The sequence below is a fragment of the Caulobacter sp. 17J80-11 genome, assembly GCF_014349105.1.
Taxonomy (GTDB): Bacteria; Pseudomonadota; Alphaproteobacteria; order Caulobacterales; family Caulobacteraceae; genus 17J80-11.
In genome coordinates this window covers 25,500-36,372 of the sequence record NZ_JACSJI010000011.1, presented here as the reverse complement: position 1 = coordinate 36,372, position 10,873 = coordinate 25,500, and the positions used below count along the sequence as shown (strand labels likewise).

Below are 10,873 nucleotides of genomic sequence, written 5' to 3'. Positions count from 1 at the left end.
ATGAGAGCGCCCGCCCTCGCCCTGCTCTTCGCGCTCGCCACCCCGGCCGCGGCCGAGACCGTGCTGGTCTCGGACGAGGCCCAGAACGTGATCCACGTCATCGACGGACGCACCCAGGCCCTGAAGGCGGACATCCCGGTCGGCAAACGTCCGCGCGGCCTCGCCCTGAGCCCGGACGGGGCTAAGCTCTACGTCGCCGCCAGCGGCGACAACCGCATCGACGTGCTGGACCTGTCGACCGGCAAGGTGACCGGGGCCCTGCCGTCCGGCCCCGACCCGGAGACCTTCGCCCTGCACCCGGACGGCGCGCGCCTCTACGTCGCCAACGAGGACGACGCCCTACTGTCCGAAGTCGACATGACGGCGAGGAAGATCGTCCGCGAGGTGCCGGTCGGCGGCGAGCCGGAAGGCACCGCCGTCAGTCCCGACGGACGCTGGGCGGCGGTCACCTCCGAGGCCGGCAGCACCGTTCATTTCGTCGACACCAGCACCGGCGTCCTGATCGACAGCGTCATGGTCGACACCCGCCCCCGGGTGGTGCGCTTCACGCCGGACGGCCGCCAGGCCTGGGTGACCTCGGAGGCGCGCTCGACCCTGACCGTCATCGACCCGCAGACCCGCAAGGTCCTGGGCCACATCGACTTTCGCGCCGACCAGCCCGACGCCGACATCATCCAGCCGGTCGGCGTCGCGTTCACCCGCGACGGCGGGCGCGCCTTCGTAGCCCTGGGCCGCAACGCCAAGGTGGCGGAGGTCGACCCGAAGACGCTGAAGATCGTGCGCTACTTCCCCGTCGGCCTGCGCGCCTGGAAGATCGCCCTGTCGTCCGACGAGAGCCGGCTCTACAGCGCCAACGGCCTGTCCGGCGACGTCTCGGTCGTGGATCTCAAGGCCAACCAGACGGTCGGCACGGTGAAGGTCGGCGGCAAGCCCTGGGACGTGGTGGTGAGGCCGTGATCCGTTCAGCGCTCATCGCCGCCGCCCTGCTGGCGATCCCCGCCCCCGTCCAGGCCGGGACGCCGGCCCAGGCCCCCCGCGTGCTGCGCGTCTGCGCCGATCCGAACAACCTGCCCTTCTCCAACGACAAGGGCGAAGGCTTCGAGAACCGCATCATCGAGCTGGTCGCCCAGGAGCTGCACGCGGAGGTCCGCTACGTCTGGTGGGCCCAGCGCCGCGGCTTCCTGCGCAACACGCTGAACGCGGGCGACTGCGACCTGGTCCCGGGCGTGGCCTCCTCGCTGGAGATGCTGGCCACCACCCGGCCCTACTACCGCTCGAGCTACATGTTCGTGACCCGACAGGACCGCGGCCTGGCGATCGAGAGCCTGGACGACCCGCGCCTGAAGACGCTGACGGTCGGCGTGCAGATGATCGGCGACGACGGCGCCAACACCCCGCCCGCGCACGCCCTGGCCCGTCGCGGCGCGACCGAGAACGTGCGCGGCTACATGGTCTATGGCGACTACGCCGAGCCCTCCCCGGCCGAGCGCATCGTCGAGGCGGTCGAGCACGGCGACGTCGACGTGGCCGTCGTCTGGGGGCCGCTGGCCGGCTGGTCGGCGGCGCGCCAGCCCGAGCCCCTGACCCTCACCCCGGTCACGCCCTGGCTGGACGGTCCGAGCCTGCCCATGGTGTTCGACGTGTCCATGGGCGTGCGCAAGACCGACCGGGCGCTGCTGCGCGAGATCGAAGCGGTGCTGGCCGCCCGCAAGAGCGACGTCGACGCGATCCTGGCCAACTACCACGTGCCCCTGGACTGAGGTCGCTCAGGATCCGGGCGAGCGCAGGCTAAGACCGACGCGCAGGGCCCGAGGCGGCCCGAAGCTCTCGATCCCGTCGGCGGTCTCGCCGGTCTCGATGGCGGCGTCGAACACGTTGTCGGCGGCGAGCCACAAGCTGGCCACGTCGGTCAGGCTCCAGGTCAGCTGCGCGTCGACGCCGAGCGCCGGAGCGAGGCGACGCGTGTTGAGGTCGTCCTCGAACCGCAGGCTCTCGTAACGCACGGCGGCCTGCGCTTGCAGCCGCGACGTGGCCTGCCAGAGGGCGCCGGCGGTGACCGTCCACTGCGGCGCCTGGGCCGGACGCTTGCCGGTCAGCTGCGGCGCGGCGGCCCCGCCGTCGACCTCGGCGTCGGTGAAGCCTAAGGCGGCGCGCAGGCTGAGGCCCGGGGCGATGTCGCGGGCGATCTCACCCTCGACGCCAATGGCGTCGATCGCGCCGGCGTTGCGCCGCTCGCGCAGCACCCCGCCGGCGGGGATGAAGCCGGCGCGCGGGAACGTGCCCGGCCCGAAGCCGATGGTGACGTTGGTCACCGGATCGTCCAACCGGTTCCAGAACGCGGTCAGGGCCCAGCCGCCGCCCCCGAAGACGCCGCCGGTCCCCAGCTCCGCGCCGTACAACCGCTCCGGCTCCAGCGCCGCGTTCGCCTCTGTGATGTCGTTGCCGACCCGGAACGGCCGGTGCAGCTCGTTCAGGGTCGGCGGCCGGAAGCCGGCGTAGGTCGCCACGCGCAGGTAGACGGTTTCCGACAGGTCGCGCCGGATCCCCAGCCGCGCGGTCGGCACCGTTCCGTCGCGGTCCGGCGGCCGGTCGTCGAGCAGGACCGCGCCGGTCGCCCGGTCGCGCTCCACCCGGCTGCCGTCGGTGCTGGCCCAGCCGTCCAGCCGCGCGCCGCCGGCCAGCAGCCACGGCCCGCTGCGCCAGGCGCCGTCGACATAGGCCCCCGCCACGCTCTGCCGGCCGCCCGCGCGGCGATCGCGGGTGAAGGTCCCGCCGACGAAGCGGAAGCGCTCCTGCGACTCGCCGTCCGCGAACCGCGCGTCCAGCCCGGCCTCCCAGGTCACGCCGCCGTCGCCGCCGCCCACCGCTGCGTTCACGCCCCAGCCCAGGGCCGGCGTGGCGTACTGATCGTTGGCCGGCGTGGTGAAGGCGCGGGCCGCCCCGACCGCGACCGAGCGGTTGACCAGGTCGGTGTCGCGCACCCAGGCCTGCACACGCCAGCCCAGCCGATCCTCGTCCGGCGGCGCGCCGGCCGCGAGGCTGGCCACGGCGCCGCTGGCGCGCGAGTTCGCCCCGACCAGCCCGGCGCCCTTGGCCTCCTCGTAGGCGCCGACGCGAAGGGCGGCCGTCGCCGGCCCGAGCGGCGCGTCCAGGCGGGCCGCCACGCTCCAGGCCTCCATATCCACCAGGGTGTCGGCCGCGCCGCGGCCGGCCCGCACCGGTATCCAACCGTCGGCGCGCTCGCCGGCCCCGGCCAGCATCAGCACCGCCGCGCCCAGCGGCGCCTGCAGCACGCCCGCCGCGCGGGCGGAACCCAGCTCGCCGCCCGCCACGTCGAAGGTATAGGCGCCGGGCTGGCCGGAGACCTCGTCCAGGGTCACCACCCCGGTCAGGGCGCCCGCGCCGTAAGGTCCAGCCCCCGCCCCGCGGACCACCGACGCGCTCTCCAGGCTCTCCGGGGGCAGGGCCGCCCAGATCACCCAGCCGCCGAACGGATCGTTCTGGGGGACGCCGTCCAGGGTCACCAGGGCGCGCCCGGCGCCGGTCGGCCCGAGCGCGCGCAAGGACAGCCCCTGAATCGTGGCGTTGGCCCCGCCGCTGTCGGTGCGCCGGAACAGCGACACGCCCGGCACCTGCTTGAGGGCGTCGTCGACGCGCGGCCCGATGGTCAGGTCGGCGACGTCCAGGCGGATGATCGAAAAGGCGGCGTCGCCGGGATTGGGCGTCGGCCGGGGCGCTAGGACCACCACCGTCTCGACCGCCTCGGGGGCCGGCGGCGCTGAGGTGTAGTCCATGCTTCGCCCCCCCGAACGGCTCAGCTTGCTGAACAGCCAAGCCTGTTCGCAGGTTCCCCGGCCACGGCTCCGGTGGGGAACAACATGCGCGAGCGACCGGTACTCGAACCTGCGTGGGGGCGCCCGTTCTCCGCGGACGGCGGCGCCCCGCTTCAAGGAGGCACGCCATGACCGTGCACACCGGCTCTCCCGCCCCTCTCGTCGACGCCATGCTGCAGCCGCTGGCCCAGAACTGGTGGGTCCTGCTGCTGCGCGGCATCGCCGCCATCATCTTCGGGATCCTGGCCTTCGTCCTGCCGGGCCTCACGCTTCTGACCCTGACCGTGGTCTGGGGCGCCTTCGCCTTCGTGGACGGCGCGCTGGCCCTGTGGGCGGCGATCACCGGCCGGGGCGGGCGCGTGACCCCGCGCTGGTGGCTGGCGGTGGTGGGCCTGGCCGGCGTCGCCATCGGCGTGCTGGCGGTGCTCAATCCCGTGGCCGTGGCCGGGGCCCTGCTGCTCTACATCGCCGTCTGGGCGATCGTCGTCGGCGTGCTGGAGATCTGGGGCGGCATCCGGCTGCGCAAGGAGATCCAGGGCGAGTGGCTGCTGATCCTCACCGGCGTGCTGTGGGTGCTGTTCGGCATCGCCATGATCGCGCGCCCGGGCGTCGGCGCCCTGGCGGTGATCTGGATGATCGGCGCCGCGGCGATCGTGGCGGGGATCAGCTTCGTGGGCTTCGCCTTCCGGTTGAAGAAGCACAAGCTGCCGGCCTGAGCCCCTAGAGCAGCGTGCCCGCCGTCGCCTGCTGCGGCGCTTCCTCGACGCGGAGCGCCCCGGCGGGCGAAGGCTTCAGCAGCTCGCCGCCGTCGACCGACGGGTCCAGCCACGCCGCCCAGGCGCTCTGGCCCAGCACGACCGGTTGGCGGTCGTGATAGGGCGCGACGTCCGGCCCGGGCGCCGTGGTCAGCAGGGTGAAGCTCTCGCCCACCTCGCCCTCCGCCGGCCGCCACAGGCCGGCGAAGCAGAACCAGTCGGCGTCGGCCGCCGTGAACCGCCAGCGGGTCTTCGGGTACTTCGCGCCGGTGAACTCGTAGAAGGCCGAGGCTGGCACCAGGCAGCGACCGCTGCCGAACCGCCGGCCCTCCGAGCGGAAGTTGATCACCGGCCCCGCCTTCGGCCGGCCGGGCGCAAAGCCCCAGCGCAGCATGGCCAGCTCCGTCCCGCCCGGGATCGCGCGGATCACCGGGGCGGTGTCGGTGGGCCGGACGGGGTCCTGCTCCGCCAGGTTCGGCGCCGCCTCGGGACCGGGCTTCAGCAACGGGAGGCCCAGCCGTTCCATAGCCTCGACGAAGGCGCGGTAGGGCGCCTTGTTGACGTAGGCGTTGCACATCAGACCAGCCCCTCCCCGTCCGAGGTCAGGTGGATCAGCGGGTGGGGCTTGCCGGCCGCGTCGGTGGCCGAGCGGCCCACTTCGCGAAATCCCAGCCGGGCGTAGAAGGCCCGCGCCGGATGGTTCTCTTCGTTGACGTCCACCGCCAGCGGTCCCTTCAGTTCGAAGGCGTGGGCCAGCAGCGCCCGGCCGACCCCCCGGCGATGCGCGGCCGGGTCGACGAACAGGGCGTCCACCTTGGCGTTCGTCAGGCCGACGAAGCCGATCAGCCGGCCTGCGTCCCCCTCGGCGACCCAGACCTCGGCGTAGGGCAGATACTGGTCGCGCACGATCGGCAGGTAGAACCGAACGTCCGCGTCGGTCAGGAAGTCGTGGGTGGCGCGCACCGCGTCGTCCCAGATCTCGATGACGCGGGCGAGGTCCTCGCTGTGGGCGCGGCGCAGCTGCATGTCGCCAGCATACGGCGACCGAGCGGCGGCGGGAACGCCGTTCGCTCGACGGCGGTTCGGGCGGCGATCTTACGGAGGCGCCCGATGACTCAGATGGTGATCCACCACAAGGTGAAGGACTACGACGCCTGGCGGCCCGGCTATGACAACCATGCGCCCAGCCGCAAGGCGGCCGGCATCAGCGGCGGCGAAGTGTTCCGCAAGGCCGACGATCCGAACGACGTCGTCATCCTGTTCGAGGTCGCCGACGAGGCGCAGGCGCGCAGCTGGGCGCAGTCGGACGACCTGCGCTCGGCCATGAGCAAGGCCGGGGTGGTGGGCCAGCCGCGGATCGACTTCATCCACTGAGCACTGGGCGGGCCGCCGGCGGGAACCCCGTTCGGTCGGCGGCTTGCTCCGGGCCCGGCCCCTGCCCTACATGGGGCCCTCATGCCCGGCCAGGACGACACCGCCCGCACGCTGCTCGTGCTCGCCCACCCGGCGCTGGAACGCGCGCGCATGAACCCGGCCCTGGCCGATGCGGCGCAGGCCCTGCCCGGCGTCACCCTGCGCGACCTCTACGAGCTCTATCCCGACTTCACCGTGGACGTGCGCACCGAGCAGAAGCTGCTGCTGGAGCACGACCTCATCGTCCTGCAGTTCCCGCTGTTCTGGTATTCCGCGCCCTCGCTGCTGAAGGAGTGGATCGACGCGGTCTGGCTGAAGGGCTTCGCCTACGGCCCGCGCGGCGTCGCCCTGCGGGGCAAGACCCTGTTGTGCGTGATCTCGACCTCGGCGTCGGCGGCGGACTTCACGCCCGAGGGCGACTACCGCTTCAGCCTGACCGAATTCCTGCGCCCCTTCGAGCAGACCGCCCGCTACTGCGGCCTGAAATGGGCCGAGCCGTTCGTGGTGTTCGGCGAGGACGCGGCCGGCGACGACGGCCTGCGCCGGAACGCCGAGGCCTATCGCGACCGGCTGTCCGAACTCGCCGCCCAGATCGCCCGCACCCTACCCACGGACGGCTGAACCATGACCGTCCTGACCCAGATTTTCGTCTATCTCGCCGCCGCCGTCGTGTCGGGCCCGGCCGCCAAGCGTTTGGGCCTCGGCTCGGTGCTGGGCTACCTCGTCGCCGGCGTGGTGATCGGACCGCACGTCCTGAAACTGGTCGGCGCAATCGAAGACGTGCGCCGGGCCAGCGAGTTCGGCGTGGTCATCCTGCTGTTCCTGATCGGGCTCGAGCTGCGCCCCGCCCTGCTCTGGAACCTCCGCCGGGCGATCTTCGGCCTCGGCCTGGCGCAGATGCTGGCGGTGGGCGCGGCCCTGGCCGCCGGCGCGGTCGTGCTGGGCCTGACGGGCCGCGAGGCGATCGCCACGGGGCTGATCCTGGCCCTGTCCTCCACCGCCATCGTGCTGCAGTTGCTGGACGAGAAGGGCCTGCGGCGCGGGCCGGTCGGCCTGGCGGTGTTCGGCGTCCTGCTGTTCCAGGACCTTGCGGTCATCCCGCTGTTAGCCTTCCTGCCGCTGCTCGCGGTGGGCGGCGCCGCCGCCGTGCACGACGCCGAGGCCGCCGCCCACGGCATCAATCTGATCGGCGACTGGCCGGCCTGGGCCCAAGGCCTGGCGGTGCTCGGCGCGGTCCTGGCCCTGGTCGTCGGCGGCCGCTACCTGACCCAGCCGGTGTTCCGCTACATCGCCCGCGCCGGCTTGCGCGAAGCCTTCACCGCCTTCGCCCTGCTGCTCGTGGTGGGCGCGGCGCTGCTGATGCAGCTGGTCGGCATGTCGCCCGCGCTGGGCGCCTTCCTGGCCGGCGTGGTGCTGGCCGAGAGCGAATTCCGCCGCGAGCTGGAGACCGACATCGAGCCGTTCCGCGGCCTGCTGCTCGGCCTGTTCTTCATCACCGTCGGCGCCGGCCTGAACGTGCCACTGGTGCTGTCGCGCCCCGTCGACCTCGCCCTCGTCGTGCTGGGCGTGATGGCCCTGAAGGGGCTGGTCATGTTCGGCCTCGGCCTGCTGTTCCGCGGGCCCTGGCGCGACGCCGGCACGGCCGCGGTCGCCCTCGCCCAGGGCGGCGAGTTCGCGTTCGTCCTGCTGAGCTTCGCGGTGACGGCGCACGTGCTGGGGGCCGACCTCGCGGCCCTGCTGACCGCAGCGGTGGCCCTGTCCATGGCCGCGACGCCGGTGGCGCTGACCGCCTGGGAACAGTTGGCGCGCACGCCGGCCCGCGCGGGCGCCGAGCCGGTCAACGCCTTCGAGGAGGAGACCCCCGACGCCTTGGTGATCGGCTTCGGCCGGTTCGGCCAGATCGTCGGCCGCGTGCTGACCGCCAACGGCTTCACCACTTCGGTGCTGGAGAACTCGGTCGAGCAGATCGAGCTGCTGCGCCGCTTCGGCCGGCGGGTCTATTACGGCGACGGCGCGCGCCTGGATCTGCTGCGCGCCGCCGGGGCCGAGCGCGCCAAGGTCATCGTCGTGGCCGTCGGCGACAAGGACAAGGCGACCGAGATCGTCGAGATCGCACGCGAGACCTTCCCGCACCTGAAGGTGCTGGCTCGCGCCTTCGACCGCCGCCACGCCTACGAACTGCTCGACAAGGGCGCCCACATCGTCGAGCGCGAGACCTTCGAAGGGGGCCTGGCCATGGCCGCCGAGACCCTGCGCGGCCTCGGCTGGCGGGCGTACCGGGCCGAGCGGGCGGCGCGCCTGTTCCGCCTGCACGACGAGCGCATGTTCGAGCAGCTGCGCCCGCTGTGGGGCGACGAAGAACGGTTCGCCATCGCCAGTCGCGAGAGCTCGCCGCGCATGGACGACCTGCTGCGCTCCGACCTCGAACGCGCGGTCACCCACACCGAGGGCGAGAGCGAGGAGGAAGCCAAGGGCCCCGACCCCGGCGCCTTCGGCTGCTGAACCGGTCGGAACCACAAACTGGGCGTGGGGTTGTGCCGTTGTCGCCGGGGGCTCGGGAGCCGGTGCGATGAAGACGATGAAGGCCGCCGTGGTGCGCGCGTTCGGCCAGCCGCTCGTCCTTGAGGAGGTCCCGACGCCGGAGCCCGGACCGCGGCAGGTGCTGGTCAAGGTCGCCGCATGCGGCGTATGCCACACCGACCTGCACGCGGCCGACGGGGACTGGCCGGTCAAACCTTCACCGCCATTCATTCCCGGCCACGAGGGTGTCGGCCACGTCGTCGCCGTCGGCGCCGACGTGCGCGGGGTGAAGGAAGGCGACCGGATCGGCGTCCCCTGGCTGCACACCGCCTGCGGCCGCTGCCGACATTGCCTGGGCGCCTGGGAGACGCTGTGCCGGTCCCAGCAGAACACGGGCTATTCGGTCAACGGCGCGTTCGCCGAATACGTGCTGGCCGACCCCGACTATGTGGGACACCTGCCCGACAACGTCGGCTTCGCCGAGATCGCGCCGATCCTGTGCGCCGGCGTCACGGTCTACAAGGGCCTGAAGATGACCGACACCCGGCCGGGGGACTGGGTGCTGATCTCCGGCGTCGGCGGTCTGGGCCACGTCGCCGTCCAGTACGCCCGGGCGATGGGGCTCAATGTCATCGCGGTCGATGTCGACGACGCCAAGCTGGCCCTGGCCGAGCGCCTCGGCGCGGCCCTGGGCGTGAACGCGAAGACCGAAGACCCGGTCGCCTTCGTGCAGCGCGCCGTCGGCGGAGCCCAGGGCGCGCTCGTCACCGCCGTGTCGCCCAAGGCGTTCGAGCAGGCGCTCGGCATGGTCGACCGGGGCGGGACGGTGTCGCTCACCGGCCTGCCGCCCGGCGATTTCCCGGTCTCCATTTTCGATATGGTGCTGAACGGCATCACGGTGCGCGGCTCGATCGTGGGCACGCGGCTGGACCTTCAGGAGGCGCTGGCCTTCGCCCGCGACGGCAAGGTGAAGGCGACGGTCACGACCGACCGGCTCGAGAACATCAACGAGGTGTTCGCCTGCATGAAGGAAGGCAGGATCGAAGGCCGGGTGGTGCTCGACTTCGAACATTAGAGAATTCGCCGGGAACCTCGCGCACCTCCAACCGTTAAGCTTGATCGGGACGAATGGGGCGATAAGGCCATGCTCGAGCGGTTGCTCCGCGAGTATGTGCGTGAAGGGTCCGCGGCGTTCAGCCTGCCGGACGGACGGCGGCTGATGGTGGGCGACGATCCGGATCCGCCGGTGGCGGTCAGACTGGCCGACTGGGCGACCCTGCGCCGGATCGCCGCCAAGCCGGCCCTGGCCGTCGGCGAAGCCTTCATGGACGGCGGCCTGATCATGGAGCGCGGCTCCATCTACGACCTCGTCGACCTGGTCGCCCGACGGCCAATGCAGTCCCTGGGCCTGCTGGGCCGCCTCCGCGCGCGCATGGACCAGGCCAACGACCGGCGCGCCTCGCGCCAGAACGTGGCCCACCACTACGACCTGTCCTACGACCTGTACCGGCGCTTCCTCGACCAGGACATGCAGTACTCCTGCGCCGTGTTCGAGCGGCCGGACATGACCCTGGAGGAGGCTCAGGCCGCTAAGAAGCGCCGGCTGGCCGCCAAGCTGCTGCTGCAGCCGGGCATGCGCGTGCTCGACATCGGCTGCGGCTGGGGCGGGCTGGCCCTGACCCTGGCCGAGCTCGGCGCCGAGGTGGTGGGCGTCACGCTCTCGCAGGAGCAGCTGACCATCGCCCGCGCGCGGGCCGAGGAGCGCGGCCTGTCGAACCGGGTGCGCTTCGAGCTCTGCGACTACCGCGACGTGCAGGGCCCGTTCGACCGGATCATCTCGGTCGGCATGTTCGAGCACGTCGGCGTGCCGAACTTCCCGGCCTACTTCGACGCGGTGTCGCGTCTGCTGAGCGACGACGGCGTGGCGGTGATCCACTCCATCGGCCGCAAGGACGGACCCGGCGCGACCCAGCCCTGGATCGCCAAATACATCTTTCCCGGCGGCTACATCCCGGCCCTGTCGGAGGTGCTGCCGGCCATCGAGCCCACGGGCATGTGGGTCACCGACGTGGAGATCCTGCGCCTGCACTACGCCGAGACGCTCAGGCACTGGCGCCAGCGGTTCATGGCGAGGCGCGAGGAGATCGCCGGCCTCTACGACGAGCGCTTCTGCCGGATGTGGGAGTTCTACCTCGTGGTCAGCGAGATCGCCTTCCGGCGGCGCGGCCACATGGTCTTCCAGCTGCAGCTCAGCAAACGGGTGGACGCCGTGCCGCTCACGCGCGACTATCTCGGCGATTTTCAAACGCGGGCCGCCGCTTCAGTGCGGGCGGCCTGACCGGACGGGGCGGA

General features: G+C 72.3%; 11 protein-coding genes. 8 read left to right on the top strand and 3 right to left on the bottom strand.

Annotated features, from left to right (window positions below; all coding sequences use genetic code 11):
* Positions 1 to 957, top strand: coding sequence for a PQQ-dependent catabolism-associated beta-propeller protein (locus H8B08_RS12455; RefSeq protein WP_187450524.1), 957 nt, complete (start codon positions 1 to 3; stop codon positions 955 to 957).
* Entirely contained in the window at positions 954 to 1,760 is an 807-nt protein-coding gene (locus H8B08_RS12450; RefSeq protein ID WP_222934452.1) for a substrate-binding domain-containing protein, read from the top strand. Before H8B08_RS12455 ends, H8B08_RS12450 begins: the two co-directional genes overlap by 4 nt.
* A 6-nt stretch (positions 1,761 to 1,766) precedes the next feature.
* Here H8B08_RS12450 and H8B08_RS12445 read toward each other — a convergent pair whose 3' ends face one another.
* Entirely contained in the window at positions 1,767 to 3,794 is a 2,028-nt protein-coding gene (locus H8B08_RS12445) for a TonB-dependent receptor (protein ID WP_187450523.1), read from the bottom strand.
* Positions 3,795 to 3,961: 167 nt separating this feature from the next.
* Between H8B08_RS12445 and H8B08_RS12440 the strand changes: the two genes are divergently transcribed.
* Positions 3,962 to 4,549 carry an HdeD family acid-resistance protein gene (locus H8B08_RS12440; protein ID WP_187450522.1) on the top strand — a complete coding sequence of 196 codons (588 nt, stop codon included), beginning with the start codon at positions 3,962 to 3,964 and terminating at the stop codon, positions 4,547 to 4,549.
* A gap of 4 nt (positions 4,550 to 4,553) precedes the next feature.
* Here the strand turns inward: H8B08_RS12440 and H8B08_RS12435 are convergent, their stop codons facing one another.
* Together H8B08_RS12435 and H8B08_RS12430 are read right to left on the bottom strand one after the other, a co-directional pair.
* The gene (locus H8B08_RS12435; RefSeq protein ID WP_187450521.1) at positions 4,554 to 5,165 is read right to left on the bottom strand and encodes an SOS response-associated peptidase; all 612 of its coding nucleotides are present in this window, start codon (positions 5,163 to 5,165) and stop codon (positions 4,554 to 4,556) included.
* Complete coding sequence (locus H8B08_RS12430) at positions 5,165 to 5,614, bottom strand: acetyltransferase (RefSeq protein WP_187450520.1); 450 nt, start codon at positions 5,612 to 5,614, stop codon at positions 5,165 to 5,167. Before H8B08_RS12430 ends, H8B08_RS12435 begins: the two co-directional genes overlap by 1 nt.
* A gap of 84 nt (positions 5,615 to 5,698) precedes the next feature.
* Between H8B08_RS12430 and H8B08_RS12425 the strand changes: the two genes are divergently transcribed.
* The 5 genes from H8B08_RS12425 to H8B08_RS12405 all read left to right on the top strand — a co-directional run bounded on the left by H8B08_RS12425 (position 5,699) and on the right by H8B08_RS12405 (position 10,859).
* Positions 5,699 to 5,962, top strand: coding sequence for a cyclase (locus H8B08_RS12425; protein ID WP_187450519.1), 264 nt, complete (start codon positions 5,699 to 5,701; stop codon positions 5,960 to 5,962).
* 81 nt (positions 5,963 to 6,043) lie between these two features.
* Positions 6,044 to 6,622, top strand: a complete 579-nt coding sequence (locus H8B08_RS12420; protein ID WP_187450518.1) for an NAD(P)H-dependent oxidoreductase — start codon at positions 6,044 to 6,046, stop codon at positions 6,620 to 6,622.
* A gap of 3 nt (positions 6,623 to 6,625) precedes the next feature.
* Positions 6,626 to 8,503: a monovalent cation:proton antiporter-2 (CPA2) family protein gene (locus H8B08_RS12415; protein ID WP_187450517.1), complete on the top strand. Its 1,878-nt coding sequence runs from the start codon at positions 6,626 to 6,628 to the stop codon at positions 8,501 to 8,503.
* A gap of 67 nt (positions 8,504 to 8,570) precedes the next feature.
* On the top strand, positions 8,571 to 9,596 hold the full coding sequence (gene adhP, locus H8B08_RS12410; protein ID WP_187450516.1) for an alcohol dehydrogenase AdhP: 1,026 nt from the start codon (positions 8,571 to 8,573) through the stop codon (positions 9,594 to 9,596).
* Between the two features lie 69 nt (positions 9,597 to 9,665).
* Positions 9,666 to 10,859, top strand: coding sequence for a cyclopropane-fatty-acyl-phospholipid synthase family protein (locus tag H8B08_RS12405; protein ID WP_187450515.1), 1,194 nt, complete (start codon positions 9,666 to 9,668; stop codon positions 10,857 to 10,859).
* The last annotated feature ends 14 nt before the right edge of the window (positions 10,860 to 10,873 follow it).

Coding starts and splice junctions, on each gene's coding strand:
- H8B08_RS12455 (WP_187450524.1), top strand. CDS start 1: ATGAGAGCGCCCGCCCTCGCCCTGCTCTTCGCGCTCGCCACCCCGGCC.
- H8B08_RS12445 (WP_187450523.1), bottom strand. CDS start 3,794: ATGGACTACACCTCAGCGCCGCCGGCCCCCGAGGCGGTCGAGACGGTG.
- H8B08_RS12440 (WP_187450522.1), top strand. CDS start 3,962: ATGACCGTGCACACCGGCTCTCCCGCCCCTCTCGTCGACGCCATGCTG.
- H8B08_RS12435 (WP_187450521.1), bottom strand. CDS start 5,165: ATGTGCAACGCCTACGTCAACAAGGCGCCCTACCGCGCCTTCGTCGAG.
- H8B08_RS12430 (WP_187450520.1), bottom strand. CDS start 5,614: ATGCAGCTGCGCCGCGCCCACAGCGAGGACCTCGCCCGCGTCATCGAG.
- H8B08_RS12425 (WP_187450519.1), top strand. CDS start 5,699: ATGACTCAGATGGTGATCCACCACAAGGTGAAGGACTACGACGCCTGG.
- H8B08_RS12420 (WP_187450518.1), top strand. CDS start 6,044: ATGCCCGGCCAGGACGACACCGCCCGCACGCTGCTCGTGCTCGCCCAC.
- H8B08_RS12415 (WP_187450517.1), top strand. CDS start 6,626: ATGACCGTCCTGACCCAGATTTTCGTCTATCTCGCCGCCGCCGTCGTG.
- adhP (WP_187450516.1), top strand. CDS start 8,571: ATGAAGACGATGAAGGCCGCCGTGGTGCGCGCGTTCGGCCAGCCGCTC.
- H8B08_RS12405 (WP_187450515.1), top strand. CDS start 9,666: ATGCTCGAGCGGTTGCTCCGCGAGTATGTGCGTGAAGGGTCCGCGGCG.